This is a genomic window from Anaerovorax odorimutans (genome assembly GCF_024459955.1).
GTDB classification, from domain to species: domain Bacteria; phylum Bacillota; class Clostridia; order Peptostreptococcales; family Anaerovoracaceae; genus Hominibacterium; species Hominibacterium odorimutans_A.
The window spans coordinates 1-26,411 of record NZ_JANFXK010000007.1 but is presented as its reverse complement, the minus strand read 5'-3'; the positions used below and the strand labels follow the sequence as shown (position 1 = coordinate 26,411).

The window sequence follows — 26,411 nt, the reverse complement described above, 5'->3', positions numbered from 1 at the left end:
CACAATGAAAATAACAAAGATTTTTTATAACGGAGCAGTTTACACAGTTGACGGGACATGGACAAAGGCCCGGGCGATTGCCCTCGAAGGGCCGGCCATCGCTGCCGTGGGTACCGATGAGCAGATTCTGGCTCTGAAAGAGGAGGGTACGGAAGTCATCGACCTGAAGGGGAAGATGGTCCTGCCGGGATTCGTGGACTCCCATGCCCACCCCTCCTGGGGAGGAACAGAATTGCTGTATAAAGTGGATCTCTTTAATTGCAAGGACGCGGAGGAATATCCGAAACGGATTGCCGCCTTTATAGAAGAAAATCCCAATCTGGAATGTATTCAGGGAGTGGGCTGGGTAAACCCCCACTTCCCTCCGGAAGGACCCTCACGCTTTGTTCTGGACGCCATACGGGATGATATCCCCATGGCCTTCGATTCGGGGGACCATCATTCGGTCTGGGCCAACTCCAAGGCAATCGAAATGGCCGGCATTGATAAGGATACCCCTTGTCCGGAAGGCGGCGTTATTGAAAAGGATCCCCGGACCGGCGAGCTGACCGGCACCTTCCGGGAAGCGGCGCAGGATCTGGTGCGAAAGGTCATACCGGACTACTCCGCAGAAGAGTACATGGCGGGAATTTTAAAATATCAGGAGGTTATGGCATCCTACGGGATCACCATGTCCCACGATGCGATGGTCGATGGAGACGGGCCTGCCTATGAGGCGCTGCTTCGTCTGGAAAAAGAGGATAAAATGCTCTTTAAAATGAACGCTTCCTTTACGACTTACCCGGAGGACCCCTTTAAGGACGCTGAGCAATACGGCCGCTATCTGGCCGAAACGGACGGCACCATGCTAAAGGGAAAGCATCTGAAGATTTTCGTAGATGGCGTTGTGGAAGCCTGCACCGCATGGCTGAAGGAGCCCTACGCCAACCGGCCCGATTACTGCGGGGAACCGGTCTGGGATGAAGAGGAGCTGAAAAAGGTGCTGGTCCTGGCGGATAAGCAGGGAATGATTCCGCATTTTCATGTCATAGGCGACCGGGCCGTGCAGCAGATGCTGGATGTGCTGGAATATGTGGAGCGGGTGAACGGCCCCAAGGAGAGGATGCCTCTGGCCGCCCATGTGCAGCTGCTGGACCCGGCGGATCTGCCGAGGATGAAAAAACTGGGTGTCGCCGTATCCGCGGATCCCTACTGGTATGTCAAAGATCCGGGCTACTACTGCAAGCTGGAACTTCCTTTCCTGGGAGAAGAAAGAGTGTCAAAGGAATATCCCATGAAAACGTTTTTTGACGCCGGTCTCACGGTAGCGTCTGCCAGCGACTACAGTGTGACACCGGTGCCAAAGCCCCTGCGGGGCATACAGATGGGCATGAACCGGTGTTACCCGGAGATGGACATCGAAGATCCCGAGTGCGTACTGGGAAAAGAAGAGCGGGTCTCTCTGCGGCAGATGATCGAATCCTTTACCATCAATGGAGCAAAGGTGCTGGGTCGGGCCGGGGAAACCGGGTCCATTGAGCCTGGCAAGGACGCGGATCTGGTGATCCTGGAAAAAGATCTGTTTGAACTGCCCATTACGGAGATTGCCTTTACAAAGGTTTGCGAAACCATATGCAGAGGCAAGACAATCTATAGAGGGTAAGTCAGACAAACAATTTACAGAATTAAAAAAGGCACACCGCAATTCGTGTCCCATGCGGGGTGCCTTTTTTCAATTAGTCATGCGTCTCCAGCAGAGACAGCAGTTTGGCGGCGCTCTTTTCGATTCCCTCTTCGGAGTCAAAGGCGAGCCGGCCGTAGCGTTCATATAAAGGAAGCCGGTCTGCGTACATATTTTTTAAGGCTTCAAGATCCTTGGACAGAGGACGGCCATCCATGGCCAGTTTTCCAAGGGGCCTGCGGATAAAGACGATTCGTCCGTTCTGACCGAGAGCTTTCATATTTTCAGGCCGCAGGACAGCACCGCCTCCGGTGGCGATGACCTGTTCCTTTTCTTTGCCCAGCTTTTGGGCGATTTCTGTTTCCAGATTTCGAAAGCGGGTTTCTCCGGATTCCGCAAAGATTTCGGGAATGGATTTCCCGGCTGTTTTTTCAATTTCCACATCCATATCAACGAACTGTTTGCCCAGCTTCTCTGCCAGCTGTTTTCCCAAAGACGTTTTTCCGCATCCGGGCATACCGATGAGAACGATGTTTTCGATCTGCCGGCGGAGCTTTTGGATGATAGCTTCGTTCTGCTGCTGAAAATCTCCTTCGCCGAGAAAATATTCGGCGGCGGCAGTAGCCTGAGCCACCAGCATGGGAAGGCCGTTGGTATGAGCGATGCCCAGCTCTTTGGCCTGCTGCAGCAGAGCGGTGGCAAAGGGGTTATAGATCACATCGATCACTCCCCGGCAGGCCGGAAAGTCCGTAAGCTCAATGAGCTTTCCTCCGTTATTGGGATAGGTGCCCACGGGAGTGGTATTGATAATGATTTCAATATCCTTGTGCTGCGGCAGTTCCTCATAGGGAACGCAGCCTGTTTCACCGCGCCTGGTGGTGATGAGGACCTGACGGGCACCATGGTCCTTTGCCGCTCTGCGCGCCATAAGACTGGTGCCGCCGTTCCCCAGGATCAATACTTTTTTATTTTCAAAGGAGATCCCCGCTGCCTGAGCAGCGTAGAGAAATCCCTGATAATCGGTGTTGGTGCCCCAAAGCTTTCCATCCCGGAAATAGAGGGTATTGACCGCTCCAATCTCTTTCGCCAGATCCGATACCCGGTCACAGAAGGGAATAACGGCTTTTTTATAAGGAATGGTAATGTTAAGGCCATGGTAATTCCGCTCTGCGACAAAGGCTTCAAACTCGGCTTTGTCGAGGCTGAAAAGCTGATATTCATATTTGCCCAGGCTTTCATGGATCATTTTGGAATAACTGTGACCCAGTTTTTCGCCGATGAGTCCGTATGTCATAGTCCGCTCCTTTAGATGGTTTCGGAATAGCTGCCCAGGAATACGAAGATTTCAGGCTGATTTTCCAACTGGCCCAACAGGTTCACCAGCTCCGGTGAATATACGGAAGCTTCCATATCGAAGTAAAACATGAACTCGAAATCGCTTCCCGGAACCGGTCTGGATTCCAGCTTAGTCAGATTTACTCCCAGGGCGGAGAACTTGGCGATCATGTGATACAGTGCGCTCGGCTTGTGCGGCAGGGAAAGCATCAGGCTGATCTTGTTGGCGCCCGGGTAGATTTCCAGATTCTTGGAAATGCAGATAAAGCGGGTGTAGTTGTTGTCGCTCACCTGAATATTGTTGTTGAGGGACTCCAGTCCGTACAGCTCGATGCAGTCGCTGGAACAGATGGCCGCAACATCGTTTCTGTCGGATTCCGCCACCATCTTGGCCGCCCTGGCTGTGTTTTCGCAGACTGTGATCTCCACGTCCTTCAGTGTTTTGAGGAACTCTCCGCACTGGCCGATGGCCTGCTCGTGGGAGAAGATCTCCTTAACGTCTTTCATCTGAGTCCCCGGCTTTGCCAGAAGGTTGTGACTGACTCTCAGACGGATGCTCTTGACGATATGGAAGTTATAGTTTTTCATCAGATCGTACACCGTGCCCACAGAGCCGTAGGAGCTGTTTTCGATCGGCAGGATACCGTACTGGCACAGACCTTTTTCCACAGCGTTGAATACGCCTTCGAAGCTGTTGAAATACATGGTGCTGGGAACCTCAAAGAGCTTTTCGCAGGCAGCCTGAGAATAGGAGCCGGCAACGCCCTGGCAGGCAACGACTGCTTTTTTCGGGAACAGCTTCGGTGTCTCGTTCAGCGCTTTTTCAATGCGCTCTCCGATATCGGAAATACGGGACAGATAGTTGTTCTGATAAGAACGGCTCAGATCAAAGAGCGTGTTGAAAAGAATTCTCGCGTAGCCGTCCAGCGGTTCGCCGATTTCTTCGGAAATTCGGTGCAGGATTTCCTTTTCTCTGGAAGCGCTGACAACGGGAAGACCGTTTGCCTTCTTTTCTTTTGCCACCTCCAGCGCCAGATCCATTCTTTCCTTGAACAGCTGGGCGATCTGTGAGTCTACCTTGTCGATGTCTTTTCTGATTTCTTCTAATTTCATTATTTTTCCTCCATAATCATATCTAAAAGTCCAATAGCCAGGGCCGCCTGACAAACGGGTACGGCCCGAACGACCACGCAGGGGTCGTGTCTGCCTTTGATGGACAGCTTTTCGTTAATTTTTTTGCTGAGACTGACGGAACGCTGCTCCTTGGCGATGGAGGGCGTCGGCTTGAAGGCCAGTCTGGCGATGATGGGCATTCCGGAAGTGATGCCGCCCAGTATGCCGCCGTGATGGTTGGACGCGGTTCGGATGGTGCCCTTTTCGGCATAAAAGGGATCGTTGTTCTCCGAACCCCGAAGCCTGGTACTGCCAAAGCCTGCTCCGAATTCAATGCCCTTGACCGCAGGGATACCAAAGAAGATTGGAGCCAGAACGCTTTCTACGCCGTCGTACATGGGGCCGCCCAAACCGGCGGGGCAGTTTTTGGCGTATACCTCTATAATTCCGCCTACGGAATCTCCATCCCTTTTCGCCTGCAGAATCAGCTCCTGCATCCCTTTTCCCGCATCCCGGGAAATGACAGGGAAATCATCGTTTTCGGGAACATCCGGATCCAGAGGGTCCATCGGCGCATCGCAGATCGAGCCGATAGAATAAATATGAGCGCCCGTTTGGATGTCGTATTTGCGCAGCAGCTGCAGGGCAATTCCGCCCGCAATGCACAGGGGAGCCGTCATCCTGGCGGAGAACGGGCCGCCGCCGGCCATGTTGAGGCTACCGCCGTATTTTACGCGTGCCGTGTAATCCGCATGCCCCGGCCTTGGTATATCCCTCAGGTTTTTGTAATCTCCGGAGCGGGTGTTGGTATTGGCGATGGTCAGGGTAATGGAACGATCCATGGTCACTGCCATATTGTCGGCTACGTGCAGTCCTTCCGCGGGCCGTACCAGATCAGGTTCTTTGCGGGCGGTGGCAAAAGGGCTGTTGCCCGGCGCTCTGCGGTCGAGGAACCGCTGCAGCTCCGTAAGGTCAAAGGATGTACGGCGGGGCAGCCCGGTGATCGTCACCCCGATTTCAGGCTCATGTGAGCCGCCGAAAACGGTCACTTTTATATTTTTTCCAAAACTAGAGAACACGGTATTCACCTCCCAGTGCTTCAAAATCTTCAAAGAAAGTTGGGTATGATTTGTTTACTGCTTCCGCGCCTTCGATGATGATCGGACTGTCGGAAACGATGGACGCTACGGTCATGGCCATTACAATGCGATGGTCGTTATAGCCGCTGACGGTTCCGCCTTTCAGCTGCGGCACGCCCTCTATGAGAAGGCCGCCCGGTTCCTCCTTGATGTTGGCTCCAACCCGGGAAAGGCAGTCGTACATGGCGGCCAGCCGGTCGGACTCCTTGATCCGCAGACGGTGGGCGTTATGGATATGGGTCACGCCTTTGGCGGTAGAAGCGGCTACTGCCAGAATCGGTACCAGGTCAGGAATGGCCGAGGCATCAATATGGGTGCTGCGAAGGGAATCCGACATAACCAGAATGCTGTGCCCCTTTTCGGTTACTTTACCGCCCATCCGGCGAGCCAGATTGAGGATCGCACGGTCGCCCTGTATGGACTGGGGATCGATTCCATTGCAGATGATTCCCGAGTCCCTGGAAAGGATTCCGGCGATGACCCAGAAGGCAATGTTGGACCAGTCGCCCTCCGCTTCCATATCTCCCGGCGGCAGATACTGCTGGCGGCCCTCAATCATATAGGTCGGACAGCCTTCCTTTTCCGCTGTATAAATCTGAATGCGAAACTTTTTCAGTACGTCCAGTGTCAGATCCACGTATCCCCGGGATTCCAGCGGGGTCGTGATTTGGATCCGGCTGTTCTCTTTCAGCAGGGGCAGAGCATAGAGAAGTCCGGTAATGTACTGGGAACTGATATTGCCGGGAAGGGTAAAAATTCCTCCCTGCAGCCGTCCCCGTATCTCGCATATTTCACGGGCTTCTCCTTTTTTCCGGTGCTTGTTGATGAAGGTGCATCCGTGAGCTTCCATCTCTTCTTTCAGAGGGGAAATGGGGCGCTGCGGCAGCCTGCCGGAACCCAGGAAAACAGCCCGTTCTTTCAATGCCATGGCTACCGGAAGCAGGAAACGCAGCGTAGAGCCGCTTTCGCCGCAGTCCAGGACCGGAATCTCTTTTCGCAGCTGCTGCAGACAAGTCCGGGTGGCCTCAATGTCCCGGGACGTGGTGCCGATGGATATGGCCGGCGGCCGCTTGGAAAGCGCGGCGGCGATCAGCAGCCGGTGGGCGTGGGATTTGGAGGCTACGGCGTTTACGCTGCCGACCAGAGTATGTGGAATGATTTCTATATTCATGAAAGTCCTGCCTTTATAAATTCGTTCAACTGAGATATGGGGATTTTTTTCAGCCGGCAGTCCCCCAGAGCGGCGGGAATGACCAGCGTGATCGTATCACCCATGCGCTTTTTATCTTTCAGTGCCGCATTGCAAAGCTCCTCCGCCGAATAGGGGCATGCCAGAGGAAAAGAAAACTTTTCAAGACTGGCAAGGAGCGGTGACAGACAGTCTTCCTGAGACCAGCCCAGGGCAAGCGCCGCACGGGCGCAGATTACCATTCCCATGGCAACCGCATGGCCGTGGCTGATGGAAAAATCGCTGCATTTCTCGATCGCGTGACCTACCGTGTGGCCGAAGTTGAGCAGCTGCCTTACGCCGGTGTCCCTTTCATCGGCCTCGACCACCTGCCGCTTGATCTCAATGGCCCTGCTGCTGAGATACCGGATCGTTTCAGGAGCATCCAGCCGGTCCACTCTGTCGATGTAGGAAAACAGCTCCCTGTCCGCGATGGCTCCGGCCTTGATAGCTTCCGCGGCCCCGTCCAGCAGCAGATCGTAGGAAAGGGTTTTCATGGTGTCGATGTCAAAGAGGACCAGGGACGGCTGCCAGAAAGCTCCGGCGAGATTTTTTCCTGCCTTTAGGTTTATCCCTGTCTTGCCGCCCACCGAAGAATCCACGGCTGCCAGCAGCGTTGTGGGAACCTGCACGAAATCAATGCCCCGCAAGTAAGAAGCCGCGGCGAATCCGGTGAGGTCGCCGACAATCCCGCCGCCCAGAGCTATCAGAGCATCGGAACGGGTCAGCTGGTGATCCGCCAGAAACTCCAAAAGCTCCGATAAGGTGTCGAGACTTTTGGAGGCTTCTCCCGGAGGAAAGACAAACTTTACAGTCTCATATCCCGCATCGGTCAGGGAGTCGGAAAGAACTCCACTGTAAAGCCGGTCAACGGTATCGTCGGTAACGATACAGAGCTTTTGGGCTTTTTCCGAAAGCACCGGGCGTATCAGCCGGCCTGCCCGGGGCAGAAGGCCTTCACCAGTAAGAACCTCGTAGGTCTTTGAAGCTGTTATAAGAATCTTTTCCATTAGAATACTTCTCCGTCTATAATTGCTTTCTTTTCCCGACCGTCTTTCAGCAGAGTGCGCAGGGTCTGAGCATCTTTCTCTCTGATGGCCCGGCTGTACTCCTTTAAGCGGTCGGCAATACCGTCGATTTCTTCTGCGAGGAAATCGGGGTTATCGAGGAACAGCTCGGTCCACATATTTTCATTGAGCTTTGCCACCCGGGTCAGATCCCGGTAGCTGCCTGCGGAAAAGCCTTTGTGCTTCATGGCAGCCGGGCTTTTGATGTAAGCGCTGGATACCACGTGGGCCAGCTGGGAGGTAAAGGCGATCATCTGATCGTGCTCCCGGGGCGTGGCAATCTGCAGGTTGGTAAAGCCGATGGATGTAAACAAATCCTTGACTTTCTCCACATCCTGAATGTTTCCCTTTGTCGGGGTCAGAATCATGGAAGCGTTCTTGAAGAGCGCCTTTTCCGCATGGTCAAATCCGGAATGTTCCAGCCCGGCCATGGGATGACCGCCGATAAAGACGAAACCCTGCTTCAGCGCAATGGGTTCAGCCTGGCTGCATACGGCCTGCTTTACACCGCAGCAGTCCAGAACAATGGAACCTTTTTTGAAGAGCTCCTGCTTGTCGCGAATGTAATCTATGGCCGCCTGCGGATAGAGGGCGACAATAGTCAAATCGCAGTCCCTGAGCAGTTCATCGGTCAGAGGTTCATCGATGGCGTTGATGAGCTTGGCTTTCTTCTGTACCGTATCGCTGAGGTCATAGCCGTAGACTGTGTGATCGGTGTTTTCTTTTATGGCCTTGGCCATGGAGCCGCCGATGAGCCCCAGGCCGATAATTGCGATTTTCATGGTTTTACCCCTTAACCCTTGTATGCGTGAGGCAGAATGGCATTGACTGCTTTTACCACATCGGTGAACGCTTCCGGTGTCAGAGACTGAGCGCCGTCGCAGAGAGCGTGAGGCGGATCGTTATGAACTTCGATCATCAGTCCGTCGGCGCCTGCCGCTGCCGCTGCCATAGCCATCGGTTTTACCAGGTGAGCGATTCCGGTAGCGTGGCTGGGGTCTACGACGATGGGAAGGTGGGTCATAGTTTTCAAAAGCGGTACGGCCGCCAGATCCAGCGTATTTCTGGTGGCTGTCTCGAAGGTACGGATTCCTCTCTCACAGAGAATTACGTTTTCATTGCCTCCGGCCATGATGTATTCGGCACTCATGAGTAGCTCCTGCAGAGTGCTGGAGAGCCCCCGCTTGAGCAGGATCGGCTTGTTGAGATGGCCCAGCTCCTTGAGAAGCTCGAAGTTCTGCATGTTTCTTGCGCCAACCTGGATAACGTCCACATCTTCGAAAAGGGGCAGATGGGAGAGGTCCATAACTTCTGTTACAATGGGAAGTCCGGATTCTTTCTTCGCTTCCAGCAGCAGATTGATTCCCTCTGAACGCATCCCCTGGAACGCGTAAGGGGAGGTTCTCGGTTTGAAAGCGCCGCCGCGGTAGAGGTTTGCGCCCGCTGCTTTCACATCTTTGGCGATCTGGCAAACCTGATCTCTGGATTCCACGGAGCAGGGGCCGGCGATGATCTGGAAATTGCCTCCGCCGATTTTAACGCCGGCTACGTCTACGATGGTATCCTGCGGGTGGAACTTGCGGTTTACGTTCTTGTAAGGCTCCTGGACCCGTTTTACAGTATCTACGATATCAAGGGCATTGATCAGATCGATGTCCACTGCCGAGGTGTCGCCGATCAGTCCCAGGATCGTAGTGTTTTCACCCTGGCTGAAGTGGATGTCCAGATCCATGCTCTTGAGCCAGGCGATTAGATTTTCGAGTTGTTTTTCTTCCGGATTGTCTTTCAAAATAATAATCATAATATTCTCCTCTTTTCCTTAAACGAAAAAACTCCGCAAGTGAATTTCACTTGCGGAGATGATCTCGTGGCTATGATTGGTTTTACACTAGTTAAACGAGTTATCCCATTGCAGCAAAATTCACTTTACTCTTAAAAAAGAAAGTAAAGTAAAAATAAAAGTATTCAGCTGCAAATGTGTTGAATTTGTTTAACATCGCTTTTATCCTCTCTCAGTAATATGTCTGCATTTTACCACAGCAGGCACGGAAATGTAAAGAAGTTTTTGTGAAAAAACATAAAAAACTTTGTAAAATTTGTGTTAAGGGAATAATCAGTCAATTCTTCCTGATACGTCCTTACACACGGATGATGCGTCCGGGTTTTCTTTCCGGCGGCTGCGGCAGTTCGCAGTCCGCATAGCCCAGAGCCAGTGAGCCGATTCCCGCGTACCCCTCGGGGATTCCCCATTTTGCCATCAAAGCCCTGCCTTCCTCCGTTTCAAACATCTCCCGTTCTCTGTGAATCCAACAGGAAGCCAGGCCGATGGAATGGGCGGCCAGCATCATGGTATCCAGCACGCAGCTGGCGTCTTCAATATAAGTCAGACGGTCTGTCGGGGCAAAGACCAGCACCACGGCGGGCGCGCCGTAATAGGGGTTCTTGTCGGTACCCATGACCGCGGCGTTCATCTTTACGATCTGAGCCATCGTTTCCTGATCCTGCACGGCCACCAGAATGGGGCACTGGATTCCTCTGCCAGAAGGCGCATAGGTTCCGGCTTCCAGCACGGTCTGAAGCTCCTCCTCTGTAATCTGCATCTGCTTGTATTTGCGAATCGACCTTCTTGTCTTTATGTTTTTCAATACGTCGTTTTCCATAAAAGTGATCTCCTTTCTCAATTGATTACTCCCATTTTAGTCCCTTTATAAAAAAGTGTCAAACAGGGATGCGAGCGGAAAAGCGGACATTGACAACAGTACGAAATCGTACTATTATAAAGGTACGATTTCGTACTAAAAGGAGGCCGATATGAAAATACGAGAACAAATTAAACTTGTAAATACTGCTTTGAGCGGTACGCTGGATTTATACAGGATATGGGCGAAGAAGCATCAGTTGAGCTATAACGCTTTGGTTATTTTGTATACTTTGGATGATTATAAAACCTGTACGCAGAAACAGATCTGTGACTGGTGGGCTTTGCCGAAACAGACGGTTCATGGAATTTTGTTGGATTTTGAAAAAAAGGGATACATTACAATTGCTGCCAATACAAGAAATAAAAGAGAGAAGTTTATTAAATTTACAAAAACTGGGGAAGCGTTCGCCTCTTCTGTACTGGGGGAGCTTTACAAAATGGAGGAGAGTGCTATGGAAAAGCTAGGCGATGAACAAAGAAGTCAGCTGCTTGCCAGCAATACAAAATATTACGAACTATTGAAGGAGGAAATGCAGAATGGATAACCCATTAGCCAGAAAATTTACCTTTGCTTCACTGCTGTCCTTTGCGATTCCCAATATCATTATGATGATCAGTCTGTCGATGTATATTATCGTTGACGGTATGTTTATATCCCGTTTGATTGGTACGACAGCGCTGTCGGCGGTGAATATGTTCTATCCGGTCATCTGCTTTGAAATGGCCATAGCGATTATGATCGCAACGGGAGGCAGCGCTATTGTCGCAAGACAACTGGGTGAAGGAAAGCCGAAAGAAGCGCGGAGAAACCTGAGCTTTCTAATTATTGCGGAGATATTGATTGGTATTATAATTGCAGTTTTAGGCAGCGTTTTTATTGAAGAAATTATTTTGTTTTTAGGGGCGAGCCCAATCCAGGCACCTTTATCCATGGCCTATGCCAGGATCATATTCGCCTTCGCACCTGCGTTTTTTCTGCAGACTGCTTTTCAGACTTTTTTTGTCACTGCCGGAAAACCGACACTGGGTCTGATCGTTACACTTCTGGCCGGTATCATAAACATTGTACTCGATTACATTTTTATGGCGCCGCTGAATATGGGGACCGCAGGTGCGGCAATCGCTACCGGAATCAGTTATTGCGTCCCGGCAGTGGCGGGATTGCTCTTTTTCGTTACTGCCAAAAGTAATTCGCTGTACCTCGTCAAGCCCAAATTTGACTGGGCTGTGCTTCGCCGGTCATGCACCAATGGTTCATCAGAAATGGTAACGAATTTAGCAAATGCGGCCACAACATTTTTATTCAACTATACACTGATGCAATTTTATGGAGAAGATGGCGTTGCTTCCATCACAATAATTTTATATTTCCAATATATATTTACCGCACTGTATTTTGGTTATGCCAACGGAATCGCCCCAATTATCAGTTACAAATACGGAAATGAGGATAGAGAGCAATTACGGAGCCTGTTTAAAAACAGCATGATATTTCTGCTGGTAAGCTCCGTACTGGGAAATGGGGCAATTCACCTAATTGTAGAACAGGCGTTGACTATTTTCGCTTCTGCGGACAGTAATGTATATAGTATTACGCTTCATGGCTTCTCGATTTATTCGCTGGCCTTTACGATTATGGGATTGGGGATTTTTTCTTCCGCAATGTTTACTGCGTTTTCTGATGGAAAAATATCTGCGATTATCTCTTTTTCCAGAACGTTTATTTTTATCGCAGGCGCCATTCTCATTCTTCCCAATATACTGGGAGAATCGGGCGTGTGGATAGCAGTTCCGGTGGCGGAAGGACTGGGTCTTATTGTAGCGGTTTCATTCCTTATCACAAAAAGAAAAAAATACTCGTATGCCTGAGCAAAAAAATGAAAATAAAATATAGTATTGACTTTAATAAAATTAAATGTTATTTTAAGATTATTAAAGGAGGAAAGTGTGTATGACAGAATTTATATGGATCGGGTATGTATCGGCTCTGGCAGTGCTCGCAGTTTTATGTCTGATTGCCGCCGCGGTTACGGCAGAAGTGCAGCTGGTCAGGCGAAAAAAGAAGAAAGCGGCGCTGGCAGTGATCGCGGCCGCTTTGCTTCTGGGAATCGGAAGCGCTGTGTTTTTCAGTGTAGTCAGAGAGACCTGGTGCGATGGGTCTGTCGAGGAGATCGACCTGTACAAGGATAAAAGCATCATTGGCAGACTGAATGTGGTGACGGATGACAAGAGGCAGGTTCAGGGATTCGGCAGCCTGATGGTCAAAGAAGGGGACTCGCTGAAATATATGGATCTGGAATTCGACCGGCAGCACCGGATGACAGGGGGGACGGAAGCGCTGGCCTATGAAAAGGTTCTGGCGGCTTCGATGAAGGAACAGTGGGTCAAAAACACCATGACCGGCCAGTCCGTCAGCCGACAGGAGCTGGAAAAGCTTGCAAAGGGTTTTGAACGGGAAAGGACGTATTTCGATAAGGAGCGTTTTCCGGAGGCGCTGTTTTTCAGCAATATTCTCACACTGGTGCTGGCGGCCATTTATATAGCCGGGAAAATCAAAGAGCGGCGCAAGAAAACCAGCGGCTTGGACAGTACCAAAATACAGGATCTATGAGGAGGGAATGAACGATGACAATTGAACTTGTGCCGGAATGGATGGCGGGCCTGGAGGAAGAGGATGTGACTTTTATCAAGCGGTTTATCCTGGCCTCCGGTTCCCTGAAGGATATTGCCCGGCAGTACGAAGTAACCTACCCGACCGTGCGGCTGCGACTGGATCGGTTGATTCAGAAAATAGAGATGGAAGAAGAGAAGGGGCCGGAGCCTTACGTGGACTTCATTAAAAAGCTGGCGCTCGACGATAAGCTGGATTTCGAGACGGCAAAGCTGATTATCAATGAATACAGGAAGGAGCAGGAAAATGGGTGACAGTATAGCAATTCCGTTCGTCATTTCCCTTGTGGTGGTCGCGGCGCTTGTGGCGCTGGAGCTTCGGCTTTCCACCCGCAAAAGCAGGTGGGCGGGCCTGATTCCCATTGCGGTAGTGGCGGCGGTTGTGGTTTTCGCCAATCTGGCTCTCAATATGACTGCGGGCGCCTATAAGACCGTAACCCGAACGGTTGAGGACGATAACGGCAATCAGTATGAAATCGCGTTCCGCTATCATAAAGACGGGGAGCTAATGGATTTTTCCGATCTGCGGATAAAGGATCAAAATGGGGAATTGATGGATAAGGTCTATCTGTCCTTTGAGCAGGACGGCAGGCTGGAAATCGACAGCGACAGAATACTCTATCAGCAAATCGTAGATCGGCTGCTGGACGGCGAAAAGCTCACGGGCTCATCCAGCGAGGAGGAGATTGAGAAAAATATGGTTCCCCTGGGAGGAGGACTGTTCGTAAGTGCCGGTAGCTTCTGGTTTAGAGAGATCCTTTGGGCTATCGTGCCGATGATACCGGTGTACGTGATCGGACGCCTGATCGTCCACTCCAAACGGCGTAAGGACGAGATGAAAAAGCTGCGGTTGGAAAGCCTGTAAAATGAAAGGAGGCTATACGAATGATCGAGATTCCGGAAAGCCATACGCTGGCAAGACAGCTGAATGAAACCGTTAAAGGAAAAACCATTGAGACGGTATTGGCGGGAAAATCGCCCCATAAATTTGCCTTTTTCACCGGAGAGCCGGAGTGTTATCCGCCCCTGCTGGAAGGTAAAAGGGTCGATGGAGCCGAGGCTCTTTCGGGCTGGATACAGCTGCGCATCGGCGAGCTGCGGCTGACCTTTAACGATGGGACCAATCTGAGGTTCTTTGAAGCGGGGGAGAAAGTTTCGGAGAAGCATCAGCTGTACATGGAATTTAAAGATGGAACGGTGCTGACATGCAGTATTCAGATGTACGGCGGAATACATCTGTTCAGGGAACGAGAAAACGATAATATCTACTATATGTCTGCAAAATCCGCACCGTCGCCCCTGACAGAAGCCTTTGATTTTGATCACTTTGCCTCTCTGTGGGATGCCGCAAAAGAGACGCTCAGCGCCAAAGGGCTCCTGGCGACGGAGCAGCGTATACCGGGACTGGGCAACGGTGTTCTTCAGGACATTCTCTTCCGGGCGGGGGTGAATCCCAAAAGTAAGTTAAAGGATTTAGAGGATAAACGAAGGGCCATCTTTGAGAGCATCAGGGAAACGCTGGCGGAAATGACGGAAAAGGGCGGCAGAGATACGGAAAAAGATCTGCGGGGCAATCCCGGGGGCTATAGAACAATCCTTTCCAGCAAAACATGGAAGGGGCCGTGCCCGGTCTGCGGAGGAGTAATCGAAAGAAAGGCGTATCTGGGCGGAAATGTGTATTATTGCCCCAATTGCCAGCCGTTAAAATGAAAGGACAGAATGGAAATATGCTTTATGAATATGAAAACTTTGAAAACCTGCAGTATGAAAACGATTGTATAGAGGATTTGATCTTTGCCGACTGCGTTTTTAAAAACTGCAGGTTCATGGAGATGGAAATAAGACACTGTTCTTTCAAGAGCTGCACCTTCCGCGGGTGTACGATCCTCAACAATAATTTTAAATTTACGGACGCTACGGACAACCGATTTGAAGGCTGCTCCGTGATTGGCATGGCCTGGAACGAAGTGGAACAGGAGAGCAATATCATGCTCCCATTCTCTGCTTTCAGCGACTGTACACTGAAACACAACCTGTTCGTCGGATTCAAAATGAAAAAGTTTCAGTTCCAGGACTGCGATTTGATCGGCAGTTCCTTCCAGCAGTGTGATCTCAGGGAGAGTTCTTTTCGCAGAGCGGGTCTGACAGACGTCAGCTTTCAACAGAACAATCTGATGGGCGCTGATTTTCGCGATGCGCGGGATTATGCCATTTCGCTGGAAAATAACAAGCTGAAAAAGGCGAAGTTCACTTTCCCTGACGCAGTGAGGCTGCTGTCTGCGACCGGGATCATTGTTGAATAAAAGTGCCCGGCCGGTAGGTACGAAAGATGCTGTTGACAGAGCAGTACCGGCGCCTATATAATAAAATAAGTGTTTAAAGTTTTCTAGGGTTCCGCTGCACGACGCAGGCAGGTCCGAGAGAAAACGGCCGCAAGGCTGCCACGGAGGGATAAAAGCCCGGGAGAAGTAAGTGATTTACTTTTCCCGGCTTTTTTTTGCGCGAAGGAGGTTTACTTATATGGAAAAGAAAAAGAACGCCGCCTGGGTGTGCCTTTTGATAGCGGGCGCAGTTGAGCTGGTGTGGGGATATTTTATGAAGGAATCCCATGGATTCACAAAGCTGATGCCGTCACTGATCGCACTGGTTTTTATTATCATCAGTTTTTTGCTGCTGGAGCGGGCCGTGCGGGTATTCGGAATCGGCATGTCCTATGCGGTGTTTACAGGAATCGGTATCGCAGGAACTACGCTGGTGGGGATACTGGCTTTGGGGGAAGGCGTCAGCTGGATCAAGCTGGTATCTTTGGCTGCGCTGATCGCAGGAATTATCGGTCTGAAGCTGTGCGAGGACAGTGAAGAAGAACAGGAAGAGGAGGAAATGGCAGAATGATGTGGATTGTTTTGGTGCTGGCCTCTTTCTGTGAGCTGGGCTTTACCGTGTTTATGAAATTATCCGAAGGCTTTACCAGAAAAAACTATACCGTACTGACCGTGCTTACGGTTTCCTTGAGCATCTATCTTTTGTCCCTGGCGACAAAGACACTGCCCCTTGGAATTTCCTATGCGGTCTGGACGGGACTGGGAACCGTATTTAACGTGATCTTTGGTATCCTTGTTTTCGGCGAGAGCCGAAATCGCAAAAAGATTTTTTTCATAGCGCTGGCCCTGGTCGGCGTTGTTGGCCTGCGTCTCAGCGCATAGGCCATTTGACAGCAGCCGGCAAGACGTATACCATATAGGTATGAAAAGGAAAAAAGCTTTAAAAATCACAGGAATTGTGATCATATGCGCAGTGGTCCTGGCGGTATCCGTCTGCGGGGCCACCGGCATTTACGTTTACAACGCCTCGGTCCATGCGGTCAATCAGGAGAGGCGGCCTTTGGCGTGCAAAAAAGAGTCGCTGGCAAAGTACGGTTTTGACGTGGATAAATTTGAAGCTCAATATCAGGTAGAACAGGTGGAGATCCCGTCCACCTTTGGCGATCATAAAATTCCGGCCAACTACCTGACCGCGGACGGCCGCAAAGACCGAAAAACGGTCGTCATGGCCCACGGCCTCAATGGAAATCGACTCACCGGTTATCCGGTGGCTGCTATTCTCATGCGCTATGGATACAACATCCTTACCTACGACCAGCGGGATTCCGGCGAAAGCGAAGCCCAGTATATGACCTGCGGTTACTGGGAAAGCAGGGATTTTAAGGATTGCGTCGATTATGTGAGAAAGCGGACAGGCGACGACATACAGGTAGGTGGATGGGGCTCCTCCATTGGCGGAGCTACCATTGGATTTTATCTGGGAACCGAGGCTGCGCAGAAGGATCTGGATTTTGCCGTGCTCGACTGCCCGGTCAGCGATATGCGGGAAATTATCGGTTTTCTGGTAAGGAATACAAAATGGATTCCTATGGATTTCAAGCTGGACATGGGAGATCTGGCGACGCGGCTGCGGCTGGGATACAGCTACGGGGATGGTGACGTGCGTAAGTACGTTGCGGATACCCGGGTTCCGGTGCTGATTTTCAACAGCAGGGCCGATGGCGTGACCCCTTATCATATGGGTGTGGATCTGTACAGGGTTATGAAACATAATGAAAAGCAGATCTGCAGCGTGGATGACAGCAGGCATACGGACATCTATATCGATTATCCGCAGCTCTATGAAGAGACAATGATGAGCTTTATTGAGAAATACGGCGGCCACCGGTAAGGTAACAGTAGAAATTTCCAGACAGACTATATATAATGTAAGAAAATGGGGAGGATAAAAAGATGAAATCATTTAGAAAAGTATTGCATTTTAATTTACCATCCAGAAGAGGCCTGGTTAATATCACAAAGGACGTGCAGAAAGCTGTGGAAGAGAGCGGGATCTGCGAGGGAATGGTACTGGTCAACGCCATGAACATTACTGCTTCGGTTTTCATCAATGACGATGAGAGCGGGCTGCATCAGGATTATGAGGAATGGCTGGAAGGGCTGGCGCCGGAAAAACCCTACAGCAGGTATCGGCACAATGGTTTTGAGGACAACGGCGACGCGCATTTGAAGAGGACGATCATGGGAAGGGAAACGGTAGTGGCCATCACGGACGGCCAGCTGGATTTTGGAACTTGGGAACAGATCTTCTATTACGAATTCGACGGCAAGCGTGACAAACGGGTGCTGATTAAAATAATCGGGGAGTAGAGATGAAGATCATTATCAAACAGTTCCATGAGCTGAATACAGAAGAACTCTACCAGATTTTAAAGCTCCGATCGGATATCTTTGTTGTGGAGCAGAACTGCGTCTACCCTGACTGCGACGGCAGGGACAGATATGCGCATCATTTGTTTGTGGAACAGAACAACCATGTTGTCGGATACCTGAGAATACTGGAAAAGGGTCAGACCTTCGATCAGATCGCGATCGGCAGATTGGTGGTGCGGGCAGACTACCGGGGCATCGGACTCGCAAGGCACATGATGAATAAGGCTCTTTTATTCATTGATGAATACCTTCACGAAAAGGTTGTCAGGCTGTCGGCGCAGCAATATCTGGTGGGATTTTATGAGTCATTGGGATTCCGCAGCATATCCGAAGGCTATGTTGAGGATGGAATCCCCCATATTGATATGGAATATAGCTCGGTTATCGAATGAAAAAAAGGAGCTTGTCAGTCTGATGTGACAGCTCCTTTTTTAATTGGCGATGGGCCTTTTCCCCATATTCGGCAAAAAAACCTTCTTTATGGATAAAAGTTGTGGGCTGGAGGGGCCTGTTTTGGCGCATTTTCCACCCAATAGCCGGATTTTAAAAAATGAACTGCCAAAGCCGTTGCAAAGTTATCCATATTCTCTTGTTTTAAGGAAAATATGGATAACTTTGCTGTATGGACAGGCTTGGGCAGCCCCCTGTCTCCCCTCGGGGCCTTTCTCAAGGCTCATTTAATTAAGAATTTTTATCCCCTATTGCAGCAGCCTCCGCCTGCTGGCTTCGGTTCTCTGTAATGCACCAGACCGTAACTGCCGCAATGACGATAACGCCGCCGATAAAGGCAAAGAACCCCGGTTTTTCCCCGTCAAAGAGGAACACCCAGACCGGATTCAGCAGCGGCTCCAGCATACCGATCAGCGAGCAGGCCAGAGGGGAACAGTCCTTTGCCGCGATTGCGTACAAAACATAAGGAATTCCCAGCTGAAAGACACCCAGAATCACCACGAACCAGATCTCCGATGAGGCGATGGACTGCGTGAAGCAGGCGCCTATGGGGATGCCGGCGGCAGCGGTGAGGATGTGGGCAAACAGAATTCCGCTCATGCGGATGGAATCATCGTCTCCGCCCTGACCCACCAGAACGAACATAATCGATAAAAATAGTCCTGCCAGAATTCCCAGAATGTTCCCGGCAATGTTGCCCGGTGAAAGCTGATCTAGGAAAAAGAGGACAATACCGGCGGCAGTGACGGTCACTACGACGATTTCACGCCGTTTAATTTTTTGGTGTAAAAACAATACGGAGATAATCAGTATGAAGATCGGCGCCGTATATTGCAGGACAATGGCGTTGGCGGCGGTAGTCAGCTTGTTAGCTGAAACAAAGCACATAAAAGATACCGCCAGACTGATGCCTGCGCCTGCGGAAAAGTTGCAAACCTTTACCGGTATTTTAGTTATGTACATGTAGAGACCGAGAACCATCGCAGAGATCAGACTGCGCCCGCCTGCGATGAGGAAAGGACTCCAGGATATCCATTTGATAAAAATACCGCTGATGCTCCACAGGCATGCGCACAATGCCATAAGGAACATCGCTTTTTTTTGTGCGTTTTGTGTTTCCATAATTCCTCCATAAACTTATGTAGTTTGCGGGCTGTGACCGCTCCCAGCTCAAAACCGCACCCGAGCCGTCTGATTCTATAAAGCTCACAAAAGCCGCACCCTTTCGGATGCAGCTTTTTTTCTATACGATATTCACCAATTGAACCGGCGTTGCCGAGAGGTTGAATATACGTAAAGTATACTCGACGTGGCTCGTATACTATACTATTCGGACTGCGTGGGATATGCTATTTATCCTTATAAGGCCGCCAGAATCAGGTCGCCGGCTTCCTTGGTTCCCATCTCTTTACCCCCGTTTGCCATCAGGTCCGGGGTGCGGTAACCGTCTGCCAAGACTTTCTTAACCGCGGCTTCGATGGCATCCGCTTCGTTGGAAAGTCCGAAGGTGTAACGGAGCATCATGGCTGCGGAAAGAATCGTAGCCATGGGGTTTGCCTTGTTTTGCCCCGCGATATCAGGGGCGGAGCCGTGAACCGGTTCGTACATGCCGAAGTTTCCCTGAGCCAGGCTGGCTGACGGCAGCATGCCGATGGAGCCTGTGATCTGGCTGGCTTCGTCGGAAAGGATATCGCCGAAGATGTTGCTGGTTACGATCACATCGAACTGCTTGGGGTTGAGGATCATCTGCATAGCAGTATTATCAACGTACAGGTTGTTCAGCTCCACTTCCGGGTAATCCTTTGCCACTTCGGCAACCACCCGTCTCCACAGGCGGGAGCTTTCCAGCACGTTGGCTTTATCTACGCTGGTGACCTTCTTATTTCTCTTCATAGCCATATCAAAGGCTACGATGGCGATTCTGCGTACCTCCTCCTCTGCGTACTGTTCCACATCGTAAGCGGCAGGGCCGAGGTCCGTATCTTTAAAGCCTTTTTCGCCAAAGTAGATGCCGCCGGTAAGCTCACGGACAACGACAATATCAAGTCCGCCCGCTGTAATTTCCGGCTTGAGTGGGCAGGCCTCGCTCAACTCGTCAAAGAGAATTGCCGGGCGGAGATTGGCAAAAAGACCCAGCTCTTTTCTAAGACCTAACAGCGCCCGCTCCGGCCGCTCGTCTCCGGGGAGCGTGTCCCACTTCCATCCGCCCACTGCGCCCAGCAGAACAGCGTCGCTGGCTTTACAGATGTCGATGGTCTCCTGCGGCAAACATCCGCCGGTGGCATCGATGGCGGCTCCTCCGGCCAGAACCTTCGTGTATTCAAAATTGTGGTTATATTTTTCTCCAATTCGATCCAGAACCCTCAGGGCCTGATCGATGACTTCGGGGCCGATCCCATCTCCGGGAACGACAGCTATCTTGTAATTCATATTCGCATCTCCTATCTATTATATGTACATGCCTAATTATAAACGGTGAAGGGGATTTTTGCAATGCCTTGCCAGTCTTACAGAAATGTAAGAAATTCGTAAGACAAATCAATGGATTCATTAATAATTTGAAGGTATACTTAAACCATAAAGTGATTCAGGAAAAAGAAAGGATGGGACCTATGAAAAAGTTTTTAATCGGGGCGGTTGCAGTGGCGATTATTGCAGTGGGGTTCTGCGGCGCGGCTATCAGAGATAAGATTCCAAGAGCATAACGGGGAAATTGTGTGTAACAGGTATTCAATGAAAGGAGATCAGATATGAAGCTTATGTTAGGACTTATGGTTGTGACGGTTATCGGAATTGGGTTCTGCGCGGCTGCGCTGAAAAATAAGTTTTCTTCCAAGAGAAACGCTGCGTAATTATATATTATGCTGGCTGGAGTTGGAGCGGTGCTGCCGGGGAATTGAAGCTGTGTGAAGGATGCTAGACGCATCTTATAAAATGTAAAAGTGTGAATTGTAATTATATAAGAGATGAAGCTGGTTCAGAACTGTTTGGCTTAAAAGGGCGGTTTTGAAGCGGCTTTTTATTTGTCTGGTCCGGGCCTGCGGCCTGAGCGGGCTGGGGGTTTGGGGGTTGGGAGCTGGGGTCGGGCTTGCGGCCGGCGGCCGGCGGTAACTTTTTTGAAAATTTATAAAAAGTTACGCAAAGTTGTGGGTTTGGAGGGGGTCAAAGCCGTGAAAAATGAAAATTTGTGTTTTCGGCTGTCCGGAAGCCGGTGGAAAGGTTGAAAAATGCGTAACTTTTCGTAAAAAATAAGAAAAGTTACCGGCCTTCCCTTCGCGGGGAAACATAAAAAACACCGCCGGTGAAATCCACCGGCGGCACAACTTTATTTTTCTTTTAAACTGTTCATCAGTCCGCCTTTTGCCATGATATCCTTGATAAAGTCAGGGAAGGGCAGGGCCTGATAGGTTTCGTTCTTGGTTATGTTAGTGATTACTCCCGTGTTGAAGTCTACACTGACTTCATCGCCATCTTCGATCTTCTGGCTGGCCTCGGCACATTCCAGGATCGGAAGTCCGATGTTGATGGAGTTCCGGTAGAAGATGCGGGCGAAGGTATTGGCGATGACGCAGCTGATGCCGCTGGCCTTGATGGCGATGGGAGCATGCTCCCTGGAAGAACCGCATCCAAAGTTGTCGCCGGCCACCATGATGTCACCTTCCTTTACCTTGTTTACAAACTCCTTGTCGATATCCTCCATGCAGTGGGACGCCAGCTCCTTGTGGTCCTGAGTATTAAGGTGTCTCGCAGGGATGATAACGTCCGTGTCTACATTGTTTCCGTATTTATGTACTCTGCCTTTTGCATCCATCCTATTTGCCTCCTTTCGGTCCGCTGATCTTTCCGGCAATGGCTGATGCCGCGGCTACGGCAGGGCTTGCCAGATATACTTCGCTTTCGGTGTGGCCCATTCTGCCGACAAAGTTTCGGTTGGTGGTAGCCACGCACCGTTCTCCCGCTGCCAGGATTCCCATATGTCCTCCCAGGCACGGTCCGCAGGTCGGTGTGGAAACCACGCAGCCTGCATCGATAAAGGTATCCAGATATCCCAGCTTGATGCAGTCCTTGTAGATCTGCTGGGTAGCAGGGATGATGATGGCCCTCACATCAGGATGAATCTGCTGTCCTTTTAAAATCTCCGCGGCGATACGCATATCGCTCAATCTGCCGTTGGTGCAGGAGCCGATGACTACCTGCTGGATCGGTACATCGCCGACCTCGTCGATGGTCTTGGTATTTTCCGGAAGGTGAGGGAAAGATACCGTCGGTTTGAGCTGTGACAGGTCGATGGTATAGGTTTCGTCATACTGGGCATCCGCATCTGCTTCGTACTTGGTCCAGTCTCTGTTTACGCGGCCTTTCATATAAGCCTCGGTCACTTCGTCTACCGGGAAGATTCCGTTCTTCGCCCCGGCCTCGATGGCCATGTTGGCGATGCAGAGGCGGTCATCCATGGACAGGCTGGCAACGCCTTCGCCGGTGAATTCCATAGATTTATAGAGAGCGCCGTCAACACCGATCATGCCGATGATATGCAAAATAACGTCCTTGCCGCTTACATTCTCAGGAAGAGAGCCCTTCAGCTCAAATCTTAATGCCGGCGGAATCTTGAACCAGGCCTGGCCCGTAGCCATTCCTGCCGCCAGATCCGTGCTGCCCACGCCTGTGGAGAAAGCTCCCAGCGCGCCGTAGGTGCAAGTGTGGGAGTCAGCGCCAATGATCGCGTCGCCGGCGGCAACCAGCCCTTTTTCCGGCAGCAGCGCATGCTCGATTCCCATATTTCCTACATCGTAGAAGTTATCAATATCAAAGCGTCTGGCGAAGGTTCGGCACTGCATGCACTGCTCCGCTGACTTGATATCCTTATTGGGCGTAAAGTGGTCCATGACCAGAGAAACCTTGCTCTTGTCGAACACTTCCCCGAATTCCGCTTTTTCAAATTCATTGATGGCAACCGGCCCGGTGATATCATTGGCCAGAACCATATCCAGATTGGCCCGGATCAATTGACCGGGTACCACATGATCCAGACCTGCGTGAGCTGCCAGGATCTTTTGCGTCATAGTCATTCCCATATCTGTTTCCTCCTTCTATTTTACAAACTTTCTTATCTTGTTTTCACGGTTAAGCGCGCTGACCAGAGCGTTGACCGAGGCCAGAATAATGTCCTCGTGGGTTCCTACGCCCCAATACTGACCGCCCTCGCTGTCCTCGATGCAGATGTAAGCCGCCGCTCGGGAGCTGGAGCTGGTTTCCAGCGCGTGTTCGGAGTAGGTGACCAGCGTGTAGTCAAAGTGATACGGCGTCTTTTTCAGCGCATTGTTGATTGCGTTGAGACGGCCGTTTCCTTCCGCGGTGATCTCATAGACATCTCCGCCTATATCCACGCGCATATCTACGATCATACCGTCATCTGATTTATAAGTGGATATCTTCTTAAAGGTAGCATCGGTAATGTCGATGGGATCGAAGTAATTGATGTATTCCTTGCGGAAGGCCTCGAAGATCTCTTCCGAAGAAAGCTCTTTGTGGGAGCGGTCGGAAATATCCTTCATCATATAGCCCACTTCTTCCCGCATCTGCTTTGGCAGGTCGAATCCGTAATCCCGTTCCAGGATATAAGCGATACCGCCTTTTCCCGACTGGCTGTTGATACGGATTACATCGCCTTCGTACTCTCTGCCCACGTCCTTTGGATCGATGGGAAGATATGGCACTGTCCACTGGTGCAGTTTCTTGTGTTTTCTCCACTTCATTCCCTTGGCAATGGCGTCCTGATGGGAGCCGGAGAAGGCTGCGAATACTAGCTGGCCGCCGTAAGGCTGACGAGGGTGCACCTTGAGGTCTGTAAACTTTTCGTACATTTCTACGACTTCCGGCATGTTGGAGAAATCCAGGTTGGGATCGATTCCGTGGGAGAACATGTTCATCGCCAAAGTAACCACGTCCACGTTGCCGGTTCTTTCTCCGTTTCCGAACAGTGTGCCCTCGATACGGTCGCCTCCCGCCAAAAGCCCTAGCTCTGCGTCTGCCACACCGGTTCCCCGGTCGTTGTGCGGATGCAGGGAAACGATGACGTTTTCGCGATCATGCAGATTCTTGCACATGTATTCGATCTGGCTGGCGTAAACGTGCGGCATGGACATGGAAACAGTAGCCGGCAGGTTGATAATCACCTTGTTTTCCGGTGTCGGTTCCCAGATGTCAATGACTGCGTTACAGATGTCGCGGGCAAAATCCATCTCTGTGCCGGTAAAGCTTTCCGGCGAATATTCAAACTGGAATTCCGTATCCGGGTATTTGGCGGCGTATTTCTTAATCAGCTTGGCGCCGCTGGCGGCGATGTCGATGATTTCGTCTTTTTCAGCCTTGAATACCTGCTCCCTTTGGGCCAGGGAAGTGGAATTATATAAATGTACAATTGCTTTCTTGATACCCACCAGGGACTCAAAAGTCTTCTTTATTATATGTTTTCTGGACTGGGTCAGCACTTGGATAGTCACATCGTCAGGAATCAGATCGTCGTCGATCAGTCTCCTGAGAAACTCATATTCTGTTTCCGAAGCGGCAGGAAAGCCAACTTCAATCTCTTTGAAACCCAGTTTGACAAGGAACTGGAAAAACTCCAGCTTCTCCTCCAGACTCATGGGAACGATCAGCGCCTGATTTCCGTCTCTTAGATCGACGCTGCACCAGATCGGCGCTTTTTCAATATGATCTTTTTTGATCCATTCCACTTCTGTCTGCGGCGGCGGGAAGTACCCCACCTGATACTTGTCGTAATTTTTCATTTCCAGTCTCTTCCTTCCTTTCTTTTGATTCGTGAACGTATTGCTCCTGTTTCCTGTTTCTGCTTGCTGTTTTCTGGTTCTGCCTCCTGCCGGCACTGCCGTGGGAAACGGGAATGCTCAAATATGCTCCAGCAAGCCAGCGGTAAAAGTCATAACAAAGCCGGATCCACCGATTTTTTTAGTGGCAGACTTTGTTGATATTTCCGGAATAATAAAAAACTCCGTCTCCTATACAGCCTGCTGCACAAGAGACGAAGGTTCACATTCAAACTTCCGCGGTACCACTCTTATTGGCCCCGGCTAACACCAGGTCCCACTCATAAGATTTTGCTCCGGGGTGAGACACCAGCTTTCGTATCTGCAGCCTTTCCACCGACCGGCTGCTCTCTGTAAGATCCACATATGCTGATTTATTCCCTTCAACGCAACAATATGAAATTCAAAAGTTACTATTTAGTATAATCGGAGACGGAGGCGTTTGTCAATAGAAAATTTTGCGTTGGTGCTGTTTGGGCTGCCGATGCAGATATTATATTCAATCTGCGACCAAGGCGCTTTTTAAGGGACAATGGTCGCGGGATTTGCCGGGTAAATCAGAATATGGTGGCAAACCCGCAGCCGTTTTTTGTCCCAGCCGGGCTGCGGTAACTTTTTCTTAAAATCGACGTTGGGTTACGCAAAGCTGTGGGTTTGCGGGCGTTCGAAACAGGTGAACGTGAACATTTGTGCTATCGGCTCATTCGGGGACCGCAGGATCCTTGAAAAACGCGTAACTTTTTGAAAAAATCAGGCGGTAGTTATCGCCTGGGCACGGCTTTGCGGCAAGCGCGGCAAACTGAGGCGTTGCGAAAGACCGCTCAAAAGGCAAATCGCTATTTTTATCAACACGCAGCGAAAAAACGAGTTCTTGTTGATCTTTTTTCAAGGATAGCAGGGCATGGGAGCATAGAAACTCGATCTATATGCGACTTTGAACAGGAGCAGAGGCCGCAAACCTTGAAAAATCCTCAACAACAAAGCTGAAACGGAGCGGTTGTTGAACAAAATATGCAAATTGCCGAAAAGGCGGCTGTCTGCCAATTTGTAACTTACTCCATGTGGCCCGCAGCAAATTTTAGACATATTTAATCTCCCGGCAAAGCCGGCTCAATTGGTGAATATTGCATACGATACATCCAATCTGCGACCAAGGCACTTTTTAAGGGACAATGGTTGCGGGATTTGCCGGGTAAATCAGAATATGGTGGCAAACCCGCAGCCGTTTTTTGTCCCAGCCGGGCTGCGGTAACTTTTTCTTAAAATCGACGTCGGGTTACGCAAAGCTGTGGGTTTGCGGGCTGTTGAAACCATAAAAGATGAAGGTTTGTGCTATCGGCCTATTCGGGGGCCGCAGGATCCTTGAAAAACGCGTAACTTTTTGAAAAAATCGGGCGGTAGTTATCGCCTGGGCACGGCTTTGCGGCAAGCGCGGCAAACTGAGGCGTTGCGAAAGACCGCTCAAAA

27 protein-coding genes and 1 riboswitch are annotated in these 26,411 nt (G+C 50.5%); of the genes, 13 read left to right on the top strand and 14 right to left on the bottom strand.

Going from position 1 to position 26,411, the window contains the following annotated elements:
- Positions 1-4 precede the first annotated feature (4 nt).
- A complete protein-coding gene (locus tag NE619_RS07550; RefSeq protein ID WP_256131798.1) occupies positions 5-1,642 on the top strand; it encodes an amidohydrolase in 1,638 nt (545 codons plus the stop codon).
- A gap of 73 nt (positions 1,643-1,715) precedes the next feature.
- Here the strand turns inward: NE619_RS07550 and NE619_RS07545 are convergent, their stop codons facing one another.
- The 8 genes from NE619_RS07545 to NE619_RS07510 all read right to left on the bottom strand — a co-directional run bounded on the left by NE619_RS07545 (position 1,716) and on the right by NE619_RS07510 (position 10,202).
- Entirely contained in the window at positions 1,716-2,954 is a 1,239-nt protein-coding gene (locus NE619_RS07545) for a shikimate kinase (RefSeq protein ID WP_256131797.1), read from the bottom strand.
- Between the two features lie 11 nt (positions 2,955-2,965).
- On the bottom strand, positions 2,966-4,108 hold the full coding sequence (locus NE619_RS07540) for a bifunctional chorismate mutase/prephenate dehydratase (RefSeq protein ID WP_256131796.1): 1,143 nt from the start codon (positions 4,106-4,108) through the stop codon (positions 2,966-2,968).
- On the bottom strand, positions 4,108-5,187 hold the full coding sequence (aroC, locus tag NE619_RS07535; RefSeq protein ID WP_256131795.1) for a chorismate synthase: 1,080 nt from the start codon (positions 5,185-5,187) through the stop codon (positions 4,108-4,110). Before aroC ends, NE619_RS07540 begins: the two co-directional genes overlap by 1 nt.
- Complete coding sequence (aroA, locus tag NE619_RS07530; protein ID WP_256131794.1) at positions 5,177-6,418, bottom strand: 3-phosphoshikimate 1-carboxyvinyltransferase; 1,242 nt, start codon at positions 6,416-6,418, stop codon at positions 5,177-5,179. The genes aroC and aroA overlap by 11 nt, the downstream gene beginning before the upstream one ends.
- Entirely contained in the window at positions 6,415-7,485 is a 1,071-nt protein-coding gene (gene aroB / locus NE619_RS07525; protein WP_256131793.1) for a 3-dehydroquinate synthase, read from the bottom strand. The genes aroA and aroB overlap by 4 nt, the downstream gene beginning before the upstream one ends.
- Positions 7,485-8,324, bottom strand: coding sequence for a prephenate dehydrogenase (locus NE619_RS07520; protein WP_256131792.1), 840 nt, complete (start codon positions 8,322-8,324; stop codon positions 7,485-7,487). Before NE619_RS07520 ends, aroB begins: the two co-directional genes overlap by 1 nt.
- 11 nt (positions 8,325-8,335) lie before the next feature.
- The gene (aroF, locus tag NE619_RS07515) at positions 8,336-9,343 is read right to left on the bottom strand and encodes a 3-deoxy-7-phosphoheptulonate synthase (RefSeq protein WP_256131791.1); all 1,008 of its coding nucleotides are present in this window, start codon (positions 9,341-9,343) and stop codon (positions 8,336-8,338) included.
- 337 nt (positions 9,344-9,680) lie between these two features.
- Entirely contained in the window at positions 9,681-10,202 is a 522-nt protein-coding gene (locus tag NE619_RS07510) for a nitroreductase family protein (protein WP_256131790.1), read from the bottom strand.
- Positions 10,203-10,353: 151 nt separating this feature from the next.
- Between NE619_RS07510 and NE619_RS07505 the strand changes: the two genes are divergently transcribed.
- From NE619_RS07505 to NE619_RS07450, 12 genes are all read left to right on the top strand, one after another.
- Positions 10,354-10,788: a MarR family winged helix-turn-helix transcriptional regulator gene (locus NE619_RS07505; protein ID WP_256131789.1), complete on the top strand. Its 435-nt coding sequence runs from the start codon at positions 10,354-10,356 to the stop codon at positions 10,786-10,788.
- A complete protein-coding gene (locus NE619_RS07500; RefSeq protein WP_256131788.1) occupies positions 10,781-12,112 on the top strand; it encodes an MATE family efflux transporter in 1,332 nt (443 codons plus the stop codon). The genes NE619_RS07505 and NE619_RS07500 overlap by 8 nt, the downstream gene beginning before the upstream one ends.
- 82 nt (positions 12,113-12,194) lie before the next feature.
- Positions 12,195-12,854, top strand: coding sequence for a hypothetical protein (locus NE619_RS07495; protein WP_256131787.1), 660 nt, complete (start codon positions 12,195-12,197; stop codon positions 12,852-12,854).
- A 14-nt stretch (positions 12,855-12,868) separates the two neighbouring features.
- Entirely contained in the window at positions 12,869-13,168 is a 300-nt protein-coding gene (locus NE619_RS07490; RefSeq protein ID WP_256131786.1) for a DUF2089 family protein, read from the top strand.
- Positions 13,161-13,778: a hypothetical protein gene (locus NE619_RS07485; protein WP_256131785.1), complete on the top strand. Its 618-nt coding sequence runs from the start codon at positions 13,161-13,163 to the stop codon at positions 13,776-13,778. The genes NE619_RS07490 and NE619_RS07485 overlap by 8 nt, the downstream gene beginning before the upstream one ends.
- 20 nt (positions 13,779-13,798) lie before the next feature.
- Positions 13,799-14,623 (top strand): zinc finger domain-containing protein, encoded by an 825-nt coding sequence (locus tag NE619_RS07480; protein WP_256131784.1) that lies wholly within the window; start codon positions 13,799-13,801, stop codon positions 14,621-14,623.
- 17 nt (positions 14,624-14,640) lie between these two features.
- Positions 14,641-15,216 carry a pentapeptide repeat-containing protein gene (locus NE619_RS07475; RefSeq protein WP_256131783.1) on the top strand — a complete coding sequence of 192 codons (576 nt, stop codon included), beginning with the start codon at positions 14,641-14,643 and terminating at the stop codon, positions 15,214-15,216.
- Between the two features lie 72 nt (positions 15,217-15,288).
- Positions 15,289-15,381: riboswitch (guanidine-I (ykkC/yxkD leader) on the top strand.
- A 52-nt stretch (positions 15,382-15,433) separates the two neighbouring features.
- On the top strand, positions 15,434-15,805 hold the full coding sequence (locus tag NE619_RS07470) for a DMT family transporter (protein WP_256131782.1): 372 nt from the start codon (positions 15,434-15,436) through the stop codon (positions 15,803-15,805).
- Positions 15,802-16,116 (top strand): DMT family transporter, encoded by a 315-nt coding sequence (locus NE619_RS07465; RefSeq protein WP_256131781.1) that lies wholly within the window; start codon positions 15,802-15,804, stop codon positions 16,114-16,116. Before NE619_RS07470 ends, NE619_RS07465 begins: the two co-directional genes overlap by 4 nt.
- Before the next feature lie 40 nt (positions 16,117-16,156).
- A complete protein-coding gene (locus NE619_RS07460; RefSeq protein ID WP_256131780.1) occupies positions 16,157-17,125 on the top strand; it encodes an alpha/beta hydrolase in 969 nt (322 codons plus the stop codon).
- A 62-nt stretch (positions 17,126-17,187) separates the two neighbouring features.
- The gene (locus NE619_RS07455; protein ID WP_256131779.1) at positions 17,188-17,604 is read left to right on the top strand and encodes a secondary thiamine-phosphate synthase enzyme YjbQ; all 417 of its coding nucleotides are present in this window, start codon (positions 17,188-17,190) and stop codon (positions 17,602-17,604) included.
- A 2-nt stretch (positions 17,605-17,606) separates the two neighbouring features.
- A complete protein-coding gene (locus NE619_RS07450) occupies positions 17,607-18,059 on the top strand; it encodes a GNAT family N-acetyltransferase (protein ID WP_256131778.1) in 453 nt (150 codons plus the stop codon).
- Positions 18,060-18,348: 289 nt separating this feature from the next.
- Here NE619_RS07450 and NE619_RS07445 read toward each other — a convergent pair whose 3' ends face one another.
- The 6 genes from NE619_RS07445 to NE619_RS07420 all read right to left on the bottom strand — a co-directional run.
- Positions 18,349-19,239, bottom strand: coding sequence for a DMT family transporter (locus NE619_RS07445; RefSeq protein ID WP_256131777.1), 891 nt, complete (start codon positions 19,237-19,239; stop codon positions 18,349-18,351).
- A 237-nt stretch (positions 19,240-19,476) separates the two neighbouring features.
- Positions 19,477-20,547 (bottom strand): 3-isopropylmalate dehydrogenase, encoded by a 1,071-nt coding sequence (gene leuB, locus NE619_RS07440; RefSeq protein ID WP_256131776.1) that lies wholly within the window; start codon positions 20,545-20,547, stop codon positions 19,477-19,479.
- 895 nt (positions 20,548-21,442) lie between these two features.
- The gene (gene leuD, locus NE619_RS07435; RefSeq protein WP_256131775.1) at positions 21,443-21,928 is read right to left on the bottom strand and encodes a 3-isopropylmalate dehydratase small subunit; all 486 of its coding nucleotides are present in this window, start codon (positions 21,926-21,928) and stop codon (positions 21,443-21,445) included.
- A 1-nt stretch (position 21,929) separates the two neighbouring features.
- Entirely contained in the window at positions 21,930-23,192 is a 1,263-nt protein-coding gene (gene leuC / locus NE619_RS07430; protein WP_256131774.1) for a 3-isopropylmalate dehydratase large subunit, read from the bottom strand.
- Between the two features lie 15 nt (positions 23,193-23,207).
- Positions 23,208-24,908: a 2-isopropylmalate synthase gene (gene leuA, locus NE619_RS07425; RefSeq protein WP_256131773.1), complete on the bottom strand. Its 1,701-nt coding sequence runs from the start codon at positions 24,906-24,908 to the stop codon at positions 23,208-23,210.
- A gap of 1,312 nt (positions 24,909-26,220) precedes the next feature.
- Positions 26,221-26,411 (bottom strand): hypothetical protein (locus NE619_RS07420; protein WP_256131772.1); only part of this gene is annotated, 191 nt, incomplete at its 5' end.